We start from the raw sequence: 18,889 nt of genomic DNA, 5'->3' as shown, positions 1-18,889 counted from the left end.
GCGTTCCTTAACAATCCGACATTCACGTTCCGCGGCTCCCTGATCCCCGGGTGCCGCGGCTTCATTGTGCGCAAAGCGATACCGCCCTCAGGGTCAAGAGTCGCCGGTAGAGTCGCCGGTAGAGTCGCAAGTGCTGGCCGCACTGCTCGCCGGCCCCCTCGGCAAAGCCGAGCTTGCGCGCGCGCTCGGCCGCAACAGACCATCCGGCCAACTGCACGAGGCGGTGCGACGGCTCGTCCAGCGCGGTGCGATCACGCCGACCATCCCGGAAAAACCCAACAGTCGCCTGCAGAAGTATCGCTTGACGACGGCAGGCAAGCGATTGCGCCGCACCTGACGATCGGACTCCACACCGAACAAGCTCTTTGACAATCCGGACTCCATTTCCGCGGCGCCCTACCCTCCAGCGCCGCGGCCTCATTGCGCGCGAAGGGCCCACCACATCCCCTGCACCGCGCCAGCCGTTCTCCCTGCGGCTATTTCCATCGCCGGCCGGCTCGATCGACGCCTGCTCGCCAAGACCGCCGCAATCGGTCGCTGCGACGCCCTGCCAATGCATGTAAACCGGAGGAACCAGAAGATGGACGCCCCACAACCGGAACTCCCGCTGCCCTTTCCAGCCCAGGGCGGTGACATGCCACTGCTGCCCGCACGCATGGTCAACGAATACCAGTACTGCCCGCGCCTGGCTTACCTGGAGTGGGTGCAGGGCGAGTGGTCCGAGTCTTCAGACACCGTGGACGGGCGCTACCGCCATCGTCGCGTGGACCGGCCCGGCGGCAATCTGCCCGATGCGGACGCCGGTGCCGAAGGCGAGCGTTTTCATGCGCGCTCGGTGACCCTGTCGTCGGAACGGCTCGGGCTGATCGCACGCATGGACCTCGTAGAAGGCGACGGCGAGCACGCCACCCCGGTCGACTACAAGCGCGGCAAACGCCCGCATGTGGCGCGGGGCGCCTACGATCCCGAGCGCGTGCAGCTCTGCGTGCAGGGCATGATCCTGGAAGAGCACGGCTACCGCTGCGACGAAGGCGTGCTCTACTTCGCCGAATCGCGGGAGCGCGTTGCCGTGCCCTTCGACGATGAACTGCGCACCCTCGCGCGCGCTGCGGTCGATGGCTTGCGCTTCGTCGCGGCAGGGGGCCAGATGCCGGCCCCGCTGGAGGACAGCCCGAAGTGCCCGCGCTGTTCGCTGGTCGGCATCTGCCTGCCCGACGAGGTCAATTTCATCCGCCACGAGAAGATCGCCCCCCGGCCGCTGGCCGTGGCGCGCGACGACGCGCTGCCGCTCTACATCCAGGCGCGCGGCGGCAAGCTCGCGAAACGGGGCGAGACGCTGGAGGTGAGCGTCGACGACGAGAAGGTGCAGACGGTGCGCCTGATCGATGTCTCCCAGGTCGTCGTCATGGGCAACGTCTACATCACCACGCCCACGCTGCAAGAGCTGATGCAGCGCGAGATCCCCGTGAGCTGGCATTCCTACGGCGGCTGGTTCATCGGCCACACGGTCGGCACCGGACACAAGAACGTCGAGATCCGCACCGCCCAGTACCGCGCGAGCTTCGACGAACGGCAGTGCCTCCACCTCGCCCGCAACCTGGTCGTCGCCAAAATCCAGAACTGCCGCACCTTGCTGCGTCGCAACTGGAAGGACGAGGAAAAGCCCGAGGATCTGGTCGCCGCGCTGCACACCGACGTCAGACGCGCCGAGCACGCCGCGGGTATCCAGGAACTGCTCGGCGTCGAGGGTTCCGCAGCCGCACGCTACTTCGGCAGCTTCGGCAAACTGCTCCGCACCACGCCCGAAGATGGCTCACCCAACGCCGCGCTGGGGTTCGACTTCACCACGCGCAACCGCCGCCCGCCCACCGATCCGGTCAATGCGCTGCTCTCCTTCGCCTACAGCATGCTCGCACGCGCGTGGACCACGACGCTGTCGGCGGTCGGCTTCGACCCCTACCGCGGCTTCTATCACCAACCGCGCTACGGCCGCCCGGCGCTCGCGCTGGACATGATGGAGCCGTTCCGCCCCCTGATCGCCGATTCCTGCGTGATCCAGGCGATCAACAACGGCGAACTCGGGCCGGGCGACTTCATCCGCGCAGCCGGCAGCGTGGCGCTGAGCGCCGACGGTCGCAAGCGCTTCATCGCCACCTTCGATCGGCGCCTCGGCCACGAGATCACGCATCCCTTGTTCGGCTACCGCATCAGCTACCGGCGGCTGCTGGAAGTCCAGGCTCGGCTGCTCGCCCGCTATCTGCTGGGCGAAATCCCGGATTATCCGAACTTCACGACACGGTGAACCGATGGACGAGCATCTATACGTCGTGACCTACGACATCCGCGACCCGAAACGCTGGCGGCGGATTTTCAGGATCATGAAAGGCTATGGCGAGTGGGTTCAGCTCTCCGTCTTCCAATGCCGACTCAACCGGCAACGTCATGCCGAACTGATCGCTCTGCTTGACGGCATGATCCATCACGCCGACGATCACGTCGTCCTCATGGACGTGGGCCCGGCCGACAGGGTGGCGCCTCACATCACCAGCCTGGGCCGCAACTTCACCCCGGTCGAACGCGCCTCCGTCATCGTCTGACGCCTCCGAGGCCGCGTTCCTTCCCGCCGAGCGGACGCGAGCGCTCCAGTGCCAAACATTGCCTCGGCCAGCGCTCGCAACGTCGCAGGGAATTGAAAACATGGAGCATTTCCCCCAGCTGCCGGGTACTATTCTGCTTGACTCGAACGCCTAGGAACGTATGCGCACACAGCCCTCGCAAGAAGCGCCAAATCTTCAGCAGAAACAGGCGATTTCGCGAGGGGCTGTCATCCACGGCAATAAGCCGTGGCCTCATTGAAGCTTGCGGGGCACTTCGACGTACCCCTCGCGAAAGCGGGTCATCCACGGCAATAAGCCGTGGCCTCATTGAAGCGGAGGCCCCGCCTTTTCCCGCGTCTGGCCGGCTCCCGTCATCCACGGCAATAAGCCGTGGCCTCATTGAAGCGTAGTCGTCGTCGTTTCCGTCTTACTACCGTCCGGGGTCATCCACGGCAATAAGCCGTGGCCTCATTGAAGCGCCGTTTCGCAGTCGCCGTCGTCGACCTGTTGCGCAGTCATCCACGGCAATAAGCCGTGGCCTCATTGAAGCTGGGTTTCGGTTTCGGAACCTGTCGGGTTCTTCGGAGGTCATCCACGGCAATAAGCCGTGGCCTCATTGAAGCTCCTGGCCTTCGGGTGCGGCGGCAGCGGGCGCGCCGTCATCCACGGCAATAAGCCGTGGCCTCATTGAAGCGTTTGCGAACGTAAGCAGATTAGACAGCCTTCGAAAAGTCATCCACGGCAATAAGCCGTGGCCTCATTGAAGCTGCTTCATGTGGCCGGCGACAATTAACCTGACCGGTCGACGACAACTATCCTGGCCGGTTGGATCTGCAGCCGGGAAGGTCCGGAAGCGAGGGATAGAGTGCTCTTCTGACGACAGGCGTTGGGAGGCGCTCGGTGCCCGGCAAGAAGATCACGGACCAACAAGTGCGCAAATACAAGGAAGCAAGAAGGCAGGCGACGCAGCAGATCGCGGCGGCCCGGATGGGCATCAGCGTGCGCTCAGCACGGCGCATCGAGCAGGCTGACGGGTTGCCGTCGCAGCGCGGACCGAGGACATGGCGGACGCGCGCCGATCCGTTGGCGGACGTCTGGGAGCAGGAGCTGGTGCCCTTGCTCGAGCGCGAACCCGGGCTGCAGGGCCGAACCCTGCTCGAGGAGTTGCAGCGCCGTCACGGTGAGGTGTTCGGCGATGGGGTGCTGCGCACCCTGCAGCGGCGGATCCGCATGTGGCGCGCCGAGCACGGACACGAGAAGGAGGTGTTCTTCTCGCAAGCCAATCCGCCGGGCCGTTTGGCGCTGTCGGACTTCACCGTGTGTGACGAACTCAGGATCACGGTGGGCGGCGAACACTTCGCGCATCGCCTATACCAGTTCGCGCTGGCGTACTCGGGCTGGCGCCATGCTGAACTCGTGTGCGGCGGCGAGAGCTTCGCCGCCCTGGCGCAGGGTCTGCAGAATGCCCTGTGGGCCCTGGGTGGGGTGCCCGAAGAACACCGTACCGACAGCCTGTCGGCCGCCTTCAACAACCTGGCCGAAGCGGAAACGCTCACGCGCCGCTACGAAGATCTGTGCCGGCACTATGGCCTGCGTCCGAGCCGGAACAATCTGGGCCAGTCGCACGAGAACGGCGCCATTGAATCGCGCCAAGGCAGCCTCAAGGGCGCGCTCGAGCAGGCGCTGCTGCTGCGTGGGCACCGCGAGTTCGCCACCACAGCCGACTATCAGCGGTTCGTCGCAGAGGTCGTCACACGCCTGAACCGGCGCATCCAGACGCGGCTGGCCGAAGAGCGCAGCCAGCTCGCTGAGCTCCCCATGCGCCGGACCAGCGAGTACGAGGAGATCGAGGCGCGCGTGACCAAGTTCAGCACCGTCAGCATCCGCCGCGTGCTCTACAGCGTGCCCTCGCGCCTGATCGGCCATCGGCTCCAGTTTCGCCTCTACCCCGAGCGCCTCGAGGGCTGGCTGGGCGGGGTGTGCGTGTTCGAGAGCGCGCGCGGAGCGGTGCCGGCAGGCAAGCGGCGCGGCAAGCAGCTCGACTACCGGCACTTGCTGCCCGCGCTCAAGCGCAAACCCGGCGCCTTTGCCCGTTGGGCGCTGCGCGACGACATGTTCCCCCGCGCCGAGTACCGGCAGACCTGGGAGCGCTTGGTCGAGACCTTGCCCGAGCGCCAGGCCTGCAAGCTCATGGTGGGGCTGCTTGATCTGGCCGCACGCGGCGCGTGCGAGGTCCAACTCGCGCAGATCCTCGGGGGTTTGCTGCAGGCGGGCACCTTGCCCGATCTCGAAGGACTCGAGGCGCGCTTTGCGCCGCGCCAGACGCCCATGCCGGCGGTCACTGTGTCGTTGCCCGCGCTGTCGGTCTACGACACGCTGTACGAGGTGGCGGCATGAGCGTCATCGAGACGGCGACGCTGCCCATGATGCTCACCGAGCTGCGGCTGCCCACCATCAAGCGGCTGTGGTCGGCGCTGGCCGAGCAGTCGAACCGCGAAGGCTGGCCGGCCGAGCGGTTTCTGGCCGCCCTGTGCGAGCACGAGATGCACGAGCGCGAGACGCGCCGCATCGACCGCCATCGAGCCGAGTCCGCCTTGCCGCCGGACAAGCGCCTGTCGGCCTTCGACTTCACGGCCGTGCCGACGGTCTCCAAGGCGCACGTCACCGCGCTGGCCGAGGGCGACAGCTGGCTCGAACAAGGCGCGAACATCCTGCTCTTCGGACCACCGGGTGTTGGCAAGACGCACCTGATCGCCAGTATCGGCCACGCCCTCATCGAACGTGGCTACCGCGTGCTCTTCACCCGCACGAGCGATCTGGTGCAGCGCCTGCAGGCCGCCCGGCGCGATCTGCGCTTGCCGGCCGAGCTGGCCAAACTCGACCGCTTCGACCTGCTGATCTGCGACGACTTCAGCTACGTCCGCCGCGACCAGGGCGAGACCTCGGTGCTCTTCGAGCTCATCGCCGAGCGCTACGAGCGCAGAAGCCTGGCCATCACTGCGAATCAGCCGTTCTCGGAGTGGGGCCACGTCTTTGCCGAACCGGCCATGACGCTGGCCACCGTCGACCGGCTCGTGCATCACGCCACGCTCTTCGAGATGAACGTGGAAAGCTTCCGCCGCCGCGTTGCTCAGAAGGGGCTCGCCCCTTCTGAGCAACGCACCCTCAACACCTCAAAGCCGAAAGGCTGAACCCCTCATGCCTCGCTTCCACCGGCCAGGATAATTGACGTCGACCGGCCAAGGTAATTGACGCTGGGCATTCATGTGAACTCTCCTCATGAGCTGGTCCCGCGTCATCCACGGCAATAAGCCGTGGCCTCATTGAAGCCTCAAGATCGGCGCTTCGACTTCCGTCGATTCGGCGTCATCCACGGCAATAAGCCGTGGCCTCATTGAAGCCAGGCCGTGCCGGTTGCGGACCATTTCCAGCGCACGGTCATCCACGGCAATAAGCCGTGGCCTCATTGAAGCACGGATACCGTGAACGACGTGAACGGCGGAATTTGGTCATCCACGGCAATAAGCCGTGGCCTCATTGAAGCATTTCAAGCGATGCAATGCACATCCGCTTTAGCTGCGTCATCCACGGCAATAAGCCGTGGCCTCATTGAAGCCTGTCTTCGACCATCGTCGGCAAGCGCGCCAACGCGGGGTCATCCACGGCAATAAGCCGTGGCCTCATTGAAGCCGCTGGCTGCGGCGTGCTATGCGCTGAATGCCGCTGTCATCCACGGCAATAAGCCGTGGCCTCATTGAAGCGGGGCATCCCTAAGTAAAGACACAACCAGGATAGCGTCATCCACGGCAATAAGCCGTGGCCTCATTGAAGCCTGCTTGTGTGCGCGTGCCCGTACCTGCGCCCAGAGTCATCCACGGCAATAAGCCGTGGCCTCATTGAAGCATCGCATCCAGGCGATGAAGGAGATCAGCATCGTCGTCATCCACGGCAATAAGCCGTGGCCTCATTGAAGCACCTTCGGCCAGGGTGGCGCCAAGATGTACTTCGCCGGGTCATCCACGGCAATAAGCCGTGGCCTCATTGAAGCCTACCGCGTCGATATATCCGTCGTCTTCGCCAATTGCGTCATCCACGGCAATAAGCCGTGGCCTCATTGAAGCTCGCCGCGCCAGATCACCGACGACACGCTCCGGGGGTGTCATCCACGGCAATAAGCCGTGGCCTCATTGAAGCGCCAGGTGGTGAATACACGGCGCAGGCCGGCGCCGTTGTCATCCACGGCAATAAGCCGTGGCCTCATTGAAGCGCGGACGTGTGCGAACTTAATAGCGGGGATGTGCTGTCATCCACGGCAATAAGCCGTGGCCTCATTGAAGCATCGCGCGCGGCCTGCGTCTTTTCCCAAGAGTCCGTCATCCACGGCAATAAGCCGTGGCCTCATTGAAGCTTGATCTTAAGCATCTCAATCTCCTAGCCCCTGTTCGTCATCCACGGCAATAAGCCGTGGCCTCATTGAAGCTCGTCCGTTGGCCAATCCGGCCTCATGTATGCCGGCGTCATCCCCGGCAATAAGCCGTGGCCTCATTGAAGCTCGGGCGACCCCGAAAAGATGTGGCAGGAGTATCCGGTCATCCACGGCAATAAGCCGTGGCCTCATTGAAGCCTGGAGCCGGCGACTGACGCGGCGGGCAGGCTGTGGGGTCATCCACGGCAATAAGCCGTGGCCTCATTGAAGCTCGTACGCCACCCGCACGCCACCGCGCGCGCCCGTCAGTCATCCACGGCAATAAGCCGTGGCCTCATTGAAGCTAGCCGACGAGGCACTTGTAGCCGTAGCTCTTTTGGTCATCCACGGCAATAAGCCGTGGCCTCATTGAAGCTCCGGTAACTGTGTCGCTTGTCGCTTCTCCGATCAGTGTCATCCACGGCAATAAGCCGTGGCCTCATTGAAGCCTCGATGCTGCGGCCCGTCATCCCCAGGTCCGCCAGCGTCATCCACGGCAATAAGCCGTGGCCTCATTGAAGCCACGAGTCCACGCTGGCCGACGTGGCCGCCGCCTGCGTCATCCACGGCAATAAGCCGTGGCCTCATTGAAGCAACGCATACGCGGGGCGAGTCGTTGCATCGACAGACGTCATCCACGGCAATAAGCCGTGGCCTCATTGAAGCGCTGGCCGGAGATGTGGCCTCCATCCCTGCGACCGACGTCATCCACGGCAATAAGCCGTGGCCTCATTGAAGCCGACGCCCTCGTCCATCGTGATTGTCGCGTTACTTACGTCATCCACGGCAATAAGCCGTGGCCTCATTGAAGCAATAGAGTCACTGAAGCACACGGCACACCGCCACCCGGTCATCCACGGCAATAAGCCGTGGCCTCATTGAAGCATGCCCGCCGGCATGCTCATGGTCACCACCTTCGACGTCATCCACGGCAATAAGCCGTGGCCTCATTGAAGCGTGCGCGCCGGCCAGGCCACCACCGCCAGCGGCAAGGTCATCCACGGCAATAAGCCGTGGCCTCATTGAAGCACGAGCTGCAGCCGCGGCGCGCGCATCGAGTACAGGTCATCCACGGCAATAAGCCGTGGCCTCATTGAAGCGTCATGTGGGGTGGGTCTCGAGCTCGATGGACTGGGTCATCCACGGCAATAAGCCGTGGCCTCATTGAAGCACGAGGTCGTGGCGGCGGTTGGTGGGCTTCCACCACGGTCATCCACGGCAATAAGCCGTGGCCTCATTGAAGCACGGGCGAGGACGCATACATCGTGGGCGGGTGCTACGTCATCCACGGCAATAAGCCGTGGCCTCATTGAAGCTATCTGGCCGATCGCTTCGAGCGCGACGTGTCCCGCTTGTCATCCACGGCAATAAGCCGTGGCCTCATTGAAGCGATGGTATCGGCCCGGTGATCGCGCATCCGCCGTGCCGTCATCCACGGCAATAAGCCGTGGCCTCATTGAAGCGTTATTGCCTGCGGGGAAATCCCAAGTCGACGCGCGATCGTCATCCACGGCAATAAGCCGTGGCCTCATTGAAGCTAGTAAGCCGTTTTGGTGGCGATGAGCTTACGAAAAGTCATCCACGGCAATAAGCCGTGGCCTCATTGAAGCGTTGCCTTCCTGATCCCGGCACTGAGGTTCCCCGCAGGTCATCCACGGCAATAAGCCGTGGCCTCATTGAAGCCTCGGCACGGACGAACTCGAGCAGCAGCGCGAGGACGTCATCCACGGCAATAAGCCGTGGCCTCATTGAAGCGACGACCCCGAGATCCTGATCACGCAACTCGCGCAGGTCATCCACGGCAATAAGCCGTGGCCTCATTGAAGCTCAATTCCGAAGCATGATCCGCTTGATGACCTTTAGTCATCCACGGCAATAAGCCGTGGCCTCATTGAAGCTTGTGGCGCTGTGGGATGGGAAACCCGGCACTTTCGGTCATCCACGGCAATAAGCCGTGGCCTCATTGAAGCTTCGGGTTGATGCGAATCCACTCGCCGGTGATGAAGGTCATCCACGGCAATAAGCCGTGGCCTCATTGAAGCTGAATGGATGGGTCGATGTTCATGCTCGCAATTCAACGTCATCCACGGCAATAAGCCGTGGCCTCATTGAAGCTGCCCTACCAGCAGCGCGTGGTCGAAGAGAAGGACGAAGTCATCCACGGCAATAAGCCGTGGCCTCATTGAAGCGTCAGGGTGCGCCATGGTCACGCCACCCCCGGCATCTGTCATCCACGGCAATAAGCCGTGGCCTCATTGAAGCGCGGGGGGCTGGATCGCCTGCTTCCACCGGGGCTGAGTCATCCACGGCAATAAGCCGTGGCCTCATTGAAGCCCCCATCCATTAGGGGCATCCGGCCAGTCGTAAAGTCATCCACGGCAATAAGCCGTGGCCTCATTGAAGCATCGGGATCTCGGCCGCTGATTGCTTTTCTGCTAGACGTCATCCACGGCAATAGGCCGTGGCCTCATTGAAGCCTCGCTGATGCTCTTTTCCCAGGTCGCGCCGGCGAGGTCATCCACGGCAATAAGCCGTGGCCTCATTGAAGCCTGGCTGAGTTCGCGCTTGGCGAGCTCGATCTTCTGCGTCATCCACGGCAATAAGCCGTGGCCTCATTGAAGCCTCGACCGTATCCGCGTCTTCGGCCATCGCATTGAGCGTCATCCACGGCAATAAGCCGTGGCCTCATTGAAGCGACTGGCGCACATGCGCAACGCGCCCCTCGATGTCGTCATCCACGGCAATAAGCCGTGGCCTCATTGAAGCGTCATCGTGTATCCAAACCATGTGCCCGCTCCAGGGTCATCCACGGCAATAAGCCGTGGCCTCATTGAAGCAATGGGCATTGGATCAGACCTCGGTGAGGCGCAGGGTGAGTCATCCACGGCAATAAGCCGTGGCCTCATTGAAGCATGCCGCCCGCGACCAGCGCCTCATAGTCGGGCTGTCATCCACGGCAATAAGCCGTGGCCTCATTGAAGCAGCGCCTGGTATCTTGACTGGAGGCCGAGCGATTCAGTCATCCACGGCAATAAGCCGTGGCCTCATTGAAGCGCGAAGCGGATGTTCGATGCAGTCACAAAGTCGCGCAGTCATCCACGGCAATAAGCCGTGGCCTCATTGAAGCATGCCCCGGATCTTCTGGATCGTCGGGTGCATGCCGGTCATCCACGGCAATAAGCCGTGGCCTCATTGAAGCTTGTCTGACATTTGGTTGGCGGACGCGCTGCGCGAGGTCATCCACGGCAATAAGCCGTGGCCTCATTGAAGCCTGCGCCACTCGCCACGCGAGCACCGCGCCATCCCGTCATCCACGGCAATAAGCCGGGCTCTATGCCCTTTCCAGTGGAAATTGACTCAACAACAAACATGACGGTAGCGCCCGTATTCGCGGGGGATCGCCGGCACCATGGGGTTCTTCGGTAGATGCTCGAGCTTGGACATGCGCAGGTAGGCGACGGCGATGAAATTGTCGAGGTTGCGGAAGCCTCGGGCGGCGGTCTTCGTCTGCTGAAGCTGCCCGTTCATCGCCTCGACGTAGGCGTTGCTGCGCCCGTCGAGCATGCCGCGGAGCACGCCGCCCAGATGCGCCTTGACCGTGGCGCCGAGCCGCTTGAAGGGTTCCAGGCGAGAGCGTCGGGCCCAACTGATCCACTTCATCAAGGCCCCGCGGGCGACCTCTTCGCAGTTGCTCGCCGCCGCCTCGCGGTAGACGAGCCGCAGGCCCTGCTTCATCCGCCACGCCCGCGCACTCTTGAGGCCCGAGCGCTGCAGCCAGTTCATCGCGTCGCACTGTGCCGGCGTCCATTGCGGCGGGTTCTTGCGCATCGCCCACAACAGCTGGCGCAGCGTCTTCTTGTTTCCCGTACCGGCCGCCGCGCGGACCGCGGCTGCGGCGCTGCGCATCTCCTCGCGGCGAACCTCGTCCATCGCCGTATTGGCCAGGGCCACGACGTGGAAACGGTCGTAGCTGACCTGCGCCGTGGGCAGCGCCTGGGCAATCCCCTTGGCGTAGGCCGCGCTCATGTCGATGCAGGCGTGCTCGATCCGCTCCGGCTCGCCACCGTGCGCGCGCAGGTCCTGGGCAAAGGCCTGCAGGGTCGCGTGGTCTCGCCCGGGCGTGGCGAACAGCAGGCGCTTGGCCTCCAGGTCATGCACCACGGTGATGTACGCGTGCCCGCGCTTGACGCTGGTCTCGTCGATGCCGACGTAGCGCACGCCCGACATGTCATCCCGAGCGCGTGCACCGTGAACGTAATGGCGGATCCGCCCCCACAGCCGCTTGGGCGCGACGCGCATCTGGGCGGCGGCCTGGCGCACGGGCAACTCGCTGCACAGGGACAGGCCCAGCGCCTCGAACAGCAGCGTGAAACCGCTGCCCTCGCGAGCCCACGGCACCGGCAGCTGCGTGGTCTTGCCGCAGCCCGAGCACTGCACGCGCGGGATGTCGGCATGGAGCCACGCCTCGAACTGAAAGAAGTCCAGGTGACGCCAGCTGCGCCGCACTCGATCGTGGACCGGCTGATGCGCCGCCCCACAGGCCGGACAGGGCACGCGCTTGCCGGCGTGCTCGACTTCGAAGTCGATCCGCCGCTTCGCGGTGTCGAGGTCCACCTTGGCGACGTACCAGGGCGGCTGCAGGCCGAGCGCGGTGGTGAAGAGGGCTTCGATCGGAGAGCTCATGGTCTGTGCGGGTGCGGGTGCGGGTGCGGGTGCGGGTGCGGGTGCGGGTGCGGTCAAGATCGGGGCGTTGTACCACCGATCACACGGTTTGTTGTTGAGTCAATTTCCACTGGAAAGGGCATAGAGCCATAAGCCGTGGCCTCATTGAAGCGGGTTGCTGCGGCTGCATCAGGTTCATCTGCTGCATGGGTCATCCACGGCAATAAGCCGTGGCCTCATTGAAGCGTCGCCGTGGCGCTTGCCGGTGTCCATGATGCGGCGTCATCCACGGCAATAAGCCGTGGCCTCATTGAAGCCCAGGTGCTCTTGCCGTTCTTTCGCGCGACCTCTTCGGTCATCCACGGCAATAAGCCGTGGCCTCATTGAAGCCTCGAATCGAAGATCCTGCACCTCCCAATAGCCAACCGGTCATCCACGGCAATAAGCCGTGGCCTCATTGAAGCTTGTCAAAGCGCTTGGCGCTCTCGCGCTCCAGATCCCTCGTCATCCACGGCAATAAGCCGTGGCCTCATTGAAGCAACGCGCTCCAGCTCGGCCGGCTGCGCCTGAAGCCGTTGTCATCCACGGCAATAAGCCGTGGCCTCATTGAAGCTCCATCGGCCGAGACCTTCAGGACTTTGCCGCCGTTGGTCATCCACGGCAATAAGCCGTGGCCTCATTGAAGCGCCGTGATCGTCGAGGAGGACTGAGCCATGACCAACAGTCATCCACGGCAATAAGCCGTGGCCTCATTGAAGCCTCGCCATGGGCGTCCTCATGATCGGCCCCAATGCGGTCATCCACGGCAATAAGCCGTGGCCTCATTGAAGCATTGGCCGCGCGGTGGCGGAAACGCGCTCGCAGGTCGTCATCCACGGCAATAAGCCGTGGCCTCATTGAAGCCACCCGATACCCGAAGCGCAGCAGCTGCGCGTAATCCAGTCATCCACGGCAATAAGCCGTGGCCTCATTGAAGCGATTACCGGGCTGGAGCGGGTTGCGCAGGATGCGCTGCGTCATCCACGGCAATAAGCCGTGGCCTCATTGAAGCCAGGACGCCGCAGGCACGCTGCCCGTGACGGCGATGGGTCATCCACGGCAATAAGCCGTGGCCTCATTGAAGCTGCGCCGGTGGCGGCGGTGAAGCGGCGGGCTGGGGTGTCATCCACGGCAATAAGCCGTGGCCTCATTGAAGCGTGGCAGAAGTGACGCGCTGATACTCAGGAAGGGTGGTCATCCACGGCAATAAGCCGTGGCCTCATTGAAGCATGGCGTTGGGCGGTTTGAATACATCCCTTTCGATGTCATCCACGGCAATAAGCCGTGGCCTCATTGAAGCCGTCAAGGGAGAACCGGAAGCCGCAGCGGAGCGCAGGCGTCATCCACGGCAATAAGCCGTGGCCTCATTGAAGCTACGCCGGCATCGGGCGCAAGGGCGGTGTTCGCCCGCGTCATCCACGGCAATAAGCCGTGGCCTCATTGAAGCTGGTCCCGCGTCGGTTCCGGGCAGTCGGCCGGCAGCCGGTCATCCACGGCAATAAGCCGTGGCCTCATTGAAGCGCCGGGTGCTTACGCCGCGCCAGGATCCAGCGCTGCGTCATCCACGGCAATAAGCCGTGGCCTCATTGAAGCCGCCGGGGGTTCCGCATGTCCGGCCGTGCGGCGGGTGTCATCCACGGCAATAAGCCGTGGCCTCATTGAAGCATCCGCCGGGAACAAATGGGGCACGTCCAGACGGAGTCATCCACGGCAATAAGCCGTGGCCTCATTGAAGCAGCCCTCCCGGTAACAACGCGCCCCAGGTACCGCACGTCATCCACGGCAATAAGCCGTGGCCTCATTGAAGCGACGCGCTTCGCGGTGGCCTCGGCCTTGTCTGCGGCGTCATCCACGGCAATAAGCCGTGGCCTCATTGAAGCTCATCTGGCGTGCGCTATGCCGAACTCGCCGACTCGCGGTCATCCACGGCAATAAGCCGTGGCCTCATTGAAGCCTCGTTCACGACCGCGTTTTGCAGGTGGGCGCCTTCTGGTCATCCACGGCAATAAGCCGTGGCCTCATTGAAGCGAGTAGGTTGTTCGCCTCGTCGAGCGCTGTGAGTTGGTCATCCACGGCAATAAGCCGTGGCCTCATTGAAGCTTGGTCGTGGCCGCGGCGCTGGTACCGTTCCAGCCGATGTCATCCACGGCAATAAGCCGTGGCCTCATTGAAGCTGATCCCATGCGGGAAAGACGTATTGGCTCTCACGATGTCATCCACGGCAATAAGCCGTGGCCTCATTGAAGCGTGGCGGCCTTGATCTGGTCGATGCTCTCTTGCTGGTCATCCACGGCAATAAGCCGTGGCCTCATTGAAGCTCGTGACCGTCGAGCATGCCTGCAATGCGGCGGATGGTCATCCACGGCAATAAGCCGTGGCCTCATTGAAGCGGCCTCGCGGCGCTGGCGAGCCATCGCCACGGCAGCGTCATCCACGGCAATAAGCCGTGGCCTCATTGAAGCCCGATGAGGAATACGACGCGATCACGGCTGCGTATGTCATCCACGGCAATAAGCCGTGGCCTCATTGAAGCCACCAGCGCCGTGAAGTTCGGCAGCCATCGGATCAATGTCATCCACGGCAATAAGCCGTGGCCTCATTGAAGCATGACTACACCGGCCAGCGGTACAACCTCGATTGGTGTCATCCACGGCAATAAGCCGTGGCCTCATTGAAGCGCATGACCCCCATCACAGGCGCAGATGCCCGCGCCGTCATCCACGGCAATAAGCCGTGGCCTCATTGAAGCGGGCCCGTCGTGCTGGTCGTGGTCGTCTGACCCGGCACGTCATCCACGGCAATAAGCCGTGGCCTCATTGAAGCAATCGGTATCCGCCGCGAACTTCGCCGGCTTGCGGGCGTCATCCACGGCAATAAGCCGCGGCCTCATTGAAGCGCACCGTAGGGCATCGGCTGCAGTACGAGTTGCTCGTCATCTGCGGCGTCGAACCTTGACCTGTTTGGAGCCTCGGCCCGCACGAGCGCCTTCAACATTTTTTGACCCAAGCCTCTTGAACTCGCGCCGACCGTCCCCAAGTACCCGGCTGTTTCGCATTCCAACACGGAGCCAACCGACATGCAGGACCCGAACCAGGCCAGCCAGAACCCCACCGACCAGCCGGCGGAACAGGCCGCGCAGGGCGGCGCGCAGCAGCCCGCGCAGCGAGGCCCGGAGCTCGACCTCCAGGCCGCCGCTGCGGCGGCGGACACCGCGCCGGAGAACGGCATCGACAGCATGCCGAGCCTCGAGGAGGCGCTGCGCCAGGCCGAGCTGAAGGCCGCCGAGCACCACGACGCCTGGCTGCGCGCCAAGGCCGAGACCGAAAACCTGCGCCGACGCGCGCAGGACGACATCGCCAAGGCCTCCAAATTCGCCGCCGAGAAGTTCGCCACCGCGATGCTGCCGGTCAAGGACAGCCTGGAGGCCGCGCTCGCCACCGAGAACCAGACCGTCGAGAAGATGCGCGAGGGCGTGGAGCTCACCCTCCGGCAGCTGATCTCCGCGTTCGAGGGCGCCAAGCTCGCCGAGGAGAACCCGCTCGGGCAGAAGTTCGACCCCAACAAGCACCAGGCGATCAGCATGGTCGAGGCCGATGCCGAGCCCAACACCGTCGTCACCGTGCTGCAGAAGGGCTACCTGCTCAGCGAGCGCGTCATCCGCCCGGCGATGGTGATGGTCTCCAAGGGCAAGGCCCAGTAACCCCCGCAGGCAAATTCGCGCGGCGCGCTTGAAAGCGCGTCCGCCCGCCCCATATTCGAACCAGACCGGCGCGCCACAGGCCGCGCCACCCGAATCCAGACGAAAAAGGAACTCTCATGGGCAAGATCATCGGTATCGACCTCGGCACCACCAACAGCTGCGTCTCCGTGATGGAAGGCGGCAAGCCGAAGGTCATCGAGAACTCCGAAGGCGCGCGCACCACCCCCTCGGTGGTCGCCTACGCCGAAGACGGCGAGATCCTGGTCGGCGCGCCGGCCAAGCGCCAGGCGGTCACCAACGCCAAGAACACCCTGTTCGCGATCAAGCGCCTGATCGGCCGTCGCTTCCAGGAGAAGGAAGTGCAGAAGGACATCGACCTGATGCCCTTCACCATCACCAAGGCCGACAACGGCGACGCCTGGGTGGAAGTGCGCGGCAAGAAGATCGCGCCGCCGCAGGTCTCCGCCGAGATCCTGCGCAAGATGAAGAAGACCGCCGAGGACTACCTCGGCGAGGAAGTCACCGAAGCGGTCATCACCGTGCCGGCCTACTTCAACGACAGCCAGCGTCAGGCCACCAAGGACGCCGGCCGCATCGCCGGCCTGGAAGTCAAGCGCATCATCAACGAGCCCACCGCGGCCGCGCTCGCCTTCGGCATGGACAAGAAGCCGGGCGACTCCAAGATCGCGGTGTATGACCTCGGCGGCGGCACCTTCGACATCTCGATCATCGAGATCGCCGACCTCGACGGCGAGCACCAGTTCGAGGTGCTGGCGACCAACGGCGACACCTTCCTGGGTGGCGAGGACTTCGACCAGCGCATCATCGACTACATCGTCACCGAGTTCAAAAAGGAACAGGGCGTCGATCTCAAGAACGACGTGCTCGCACTGCAGCGCCTGAAGGAAGCCGCCGAGAAGGCCAAGATCGAGCTGTCCTCCGGCCAGCAGACCGAGATCAACCTGCCCTACATCACCGCCGACGCCTCGGGCCCAAAGCACCTCGCGATCAAGATCACCCGCGCCAAGTTCGAGTCGCTGGTGGAAGACCTGATCGAGCGCTCGATCGAGCCCTGCCGCATCGCGCTCAAGGACGCCGGCCTCAAGGTCTCGGACATCGACGACGTGATCCTGGTCGGCGGCCAGACCCGCATGCCCAAGGTCATCGACCGCGTGAAGGAGTTCTTCGCCAAGGAGCCGCGCCGTGACGTCAACCCTGATGAGGCCGTGGCGGTGGGCGCCTCCATCCAGGGCGGCGTGCTGCAGGGCGAGGTCAAGGACGTGCTGCTGCTCGACGTCACCCCGCTGTCGCTGGGCATCGAGACCCTGGGCGGCGTGATGACCAAGCTGATCCAGAAGAACACCACGATCCCGACCAAGGCCAGCCAGGTCTTCTCGACCGCCGACGACAACCAGTCGGCCGTGACCATCCACGTCCTGCAGGGCGAGCGCGAGATGGCCTCGGGCAACAAGAGCCTGGGCCAGTTCAACCTCTCCGACATCCCGCCGGCGCCGCGCGGCATGCCGCAGATCGAGGTCACCTTCGACATCGACGCCAACGGCATCCTGCACGTGTCGGCCAAGGACAAGGCGACCGGCAAGGAGAACAAGATCAAGATCCAGGCCAACTCCGGCCTGTCGGACGAGGAAGTCCAGCGCATGGTGCGCGACGCCGAGGCGCACGCCGAGGAAGACAAGAAGGCCCACGAGTTGGTCGACGCGCGCAACCAGTGTGACGCGCTGATCCACTCGACCAAGAAGGCGCTGACCGAGTACGGCGACAAGCTCTCCGACGACGAGAAGTCCAAGATCGAAGCCGCGATGAAGGAGGCCGAAGAGTCGATCAAGAGCGGCGACAAGGACAGCATCGAAGCCAAGAGCCAGGCCCTGGCGATGGCCGCGCAGAAGCTCGGCGAGCACATGTACGCCCAGGCCCAGGCCGAAGGCGGCGCCCAGCCAGGTGCGGGAGCGGGCGGCCAGCAGGCCGGCGGCAAGGCCGACGACGCCGACGTGGTGGATGCCGAATTCACCGAAGTGAAGGACAAGAAGTAATCGTCGTTCTGGCGAATCCTTCGCGGCCGAGCCCCGCCGGAGCCCTGCTCCGGTGCCGGCTCGGCCTTTGCTTGAGACCAGACTGAGCGCAGCACCATGTCCAAACGCGATTACTACGAAGTCCTGGGCGTCAACCGCGACGCCGGCGACGACGAGATCAAGAAGGCCTACCGCAAGCTGGCCATGAAGTTTCATCCGGACCGCAATCCGGACAACAAGGAAGCCGAGGAGAAGTTCAAGGAGGCCAAGGAGGCCTACGAGATGCTCTCCGACCCGCAGAAGAAGGCTGCCTACGACCGCTACGGCCACGCCGGCGTCGATCCGTCGATGGGCGCGGGCCCCGGCGCGCAGGGCTTCGACGGCTTCGCCGACGCCTTCGGCGACATCTTCGGCGACCTCTTCGGGGGCGGCGGACGCGGCGGGCGCTCAAACGTCTATCGCGGCGCCGACCTGCGCTACAACCTCGAGATCACCCTGGAAGAGGCCGCGCGCGGCGCCGAGAAGACGATCCGCATCCCCACCGTCGAGGAGTGCGGCACCTGCCACGGCAGCGGCGCCAAGCCCGGCACCCATCCCAAACCCTGCCCGACCTGCCAGGGCCACGGCCAGGTGCGCGTGCAGCAAGGCTTCTTCTCGATCCAGCAGACCTGCCCGAAGTGCCACGGCAGCGGCAAGATCATCCCCGACCCGTGCCGCGACTGCGGCGGCGCCGGCCGCACCAAGAAGCAGAAGACGCTCGAGGTGAAGATCCCCGCCGGCATCGACGACGGCATGCGCCTGCGCCACGCCGGCCACGGCGAGCCCGGCCTCAACGGCGGCCCGCCGGGCGACCTCTACGTCGAGATCCACATCCGCAAGCACGCGGTGTTCGAGCGCGACCACGACGACCTGCACTGCGAGATGCCGATCAGCATCACCACCGCGGCGCTCGGCGGCGAGATCGAGATCCCGACGCTGGAAGGCATGGCGCGGCTGAAGATCCCCGCGGAGACGCAGAGCGGCAAGGTCTTCCGGCTGCGCGGCAAGGGCATCAAGAACGTGCGCAGCCACGTGCACGGCGACCTGATGTGCCACGTGGTGGTCGAGACCCCGGTGAACCTGACCGAGCGTCAGAAGGAGTTGCTGCGCGAGTTCGAGGAGAGCGCCAGCGGCAACGCCACCCGCCACAACCCCAAGGCGCAGGGGTGGATGGACAAGGTGCGGGACTTCTTCGGCGGCTGACACCTGTTCGCGGGCGCGGGGCGGGCCCGGTTTCAGCCGCCTCGCGCCCGCCGCCGCGCGTCGCGGCTCGTAACGTCGATCGCGACTTGCGTCGCTCCCACGGAAACCGTCACGCCCGCCGCCGCGCGTCGCGGCTCGCGACGTCGATCGCGAC

At 64.1% G+C, this 18,889-nt stretch carries 9 protein-coding genes and 3 CRISPR repeat arrays; of the genes, 8 read left to right on the top strand and 1 reads right to left on the bottom strand.

Annotated elements, in window-relative coordinates; translation table 11 throughout:
• The first annotated feature begins 130 nt into the window (after positions 1-130).
• From C665_RS02095 to istB, 5 genes are all read left to right on the top strand, one after another.
• On the top strand, positions 131-337 hold the full coding sequence (locus C665_RS02095; protein WP_004299011.1) for a Fic family protein: 207 nt from the start codon (positions 131-133) through the stop codon (positions 335-337).
• Positions 338-580: 243 nt separating this feature from the next.
• Positions 581-2,302, top strand: a complete 1,722-nt coding sequence (locus C665_RS02090; protein ID WP_004299008.1) for a CRISPR-associated endonuclease Cas4/Cas1 — start codon at positions 581-583, stop codon at positions 2,300-2,302.
• A 25-nt stretch (positions 2,303-2,327) separates the two neighbouring features.
• Entirely contained in the window at positions 2,328-2,597 is a 270-nt protein-coding gene (cas2, locus tag C665_RS02085; RefSeq protein ID WP_245537124.1) for a CRISPR-associated endonuclease Cas2, read from the top strand.
• Positions 2,598-2,823: 226 nt separating this feature from the next.
• Positions 2,824-3,364: direct repeats of the CRISPR family, unit length 36 nt; unit sequence GTCATCCACGGCAATAAGCCGTGGCCTCATTGAAGC.
• 133 nt (positions 3,365-3,497) lie between these two features.
• On the top strand, positions 3,498-4,994 hold the full coding sequence (istA, locus tag C665_RS02080; RefSeq protein WP_040828304.1) for an IS21 family transposase: 1,497 nt from the start codon (positions 3,498-3,500) through the stop codon (positions 4,992-4,994).
• The gene (gene istB, locus C665_RS02075) at positions 4,991-5,788 is read left to right on the top strand and encodes an IS21-like element helper ATPase IstB (RefSeq protein ID WP_004298999.1); all 798 of its coding nucleotides are present in this window, start codon (positions 4,991-4,993) and stop codon (positions 5,786-5,788) included. The genes istA and istB overlap by 4 nt, the downstream gene beginning before the upstream one ends.
• Before the next feature lie 103 nt (positions 5,789-5,891).
• Positions 5,892-10,333: a CRISPR direct-repeat array (repeat unit 36 nt; unit sequence GTCATCCACGGCAATAAGCCGTGGCCTCATTGAAGC).
• An 86-nt stretch (positions 10,334-10,419) separates the two neighbouring features.
• On the opposite strand, the gene C665_RS02070 is transcribed toward istB, so the two are convergent.
• On the bottom strand, positions 10,420-11,745 hold the full coding sequence (locus tag C665_RS02070) for an ISL3 family transposase (protein ID WP_004265459.1): 1,326 nt from the start codon (positions 11,743-11,745) through the stop codon (positions 10,420-10,422).
• A gap of 189 nt (positions 11,746-11,934) precedes the next feature.
• Positions 11,935-14,659: direct repeats of the CRISPR family, unit length 36 nt; unit sequence GTCATCCACGGCAATAAGCCGTGGCCTCATTGAAGC.
• A gap of 180 nt (positions 14,660-14,839) precedes the next feature.
• Here C665_RS02070 and grpE point away from each other — a divergent pair.
• From grpE to dnaJ, 3 genes are all read left to right on the top strand, one after another.
• Positions 14,840-15,463 (top strand): nucleotide exchange factor GrpE, encoded by a 624-nt coding sequence (gene grpE / locus C665_RS02065; protein ID WP_004298995.1) that lies wholly within the window; start codon positions 14,840-14,842, stop codon positions 15,461-15,463.
• A 116-nt stretch (positions 15,464-15,579) separates the two neighbouring features.
• Positions 15,580-17,514, top strand: coding sequence for a molecular chaperone DnaK (gene dnaK / locus C665_RS02060; protein WP_004298992.1), 1,935 nt, complete (start codon positions 15,580-15,582; stop codon positions 17,512-17,514).
• Between the two features lie 96 nt (positions 17,515-17,610).
• Positions 17,611-18,735 carry a molecular chaperone DnaJ gene (gene dnaJ / locus C665_RS02055; RefSeq protein ID WP_004298989.1) on the top strand — a complete coding sequence of 375 codons (1,125 nt, stop codon included), beginning with the start codon at positions 17,611-17,613 and terminating at the stop codon, positions 18,733-18,735.
• Positions 18,736-18,889 lie beyond the last annotated feature (154 nt).

This window comes from Thauera aminoaromatica S2 (assembly GCF_000310185.1).
Classification (GTDB): domain Bacteria; phylum Pseudomonadota; class Gammaproteobacteria; order Burkholderiales; family Rhodocyclaceae; genus Thauera; species Thauera aminoaromatica.
Note: the sequence above shows the minus strand (reverse complement) of the source record. Positions and strands in the feature narration are given on the sequence as shown.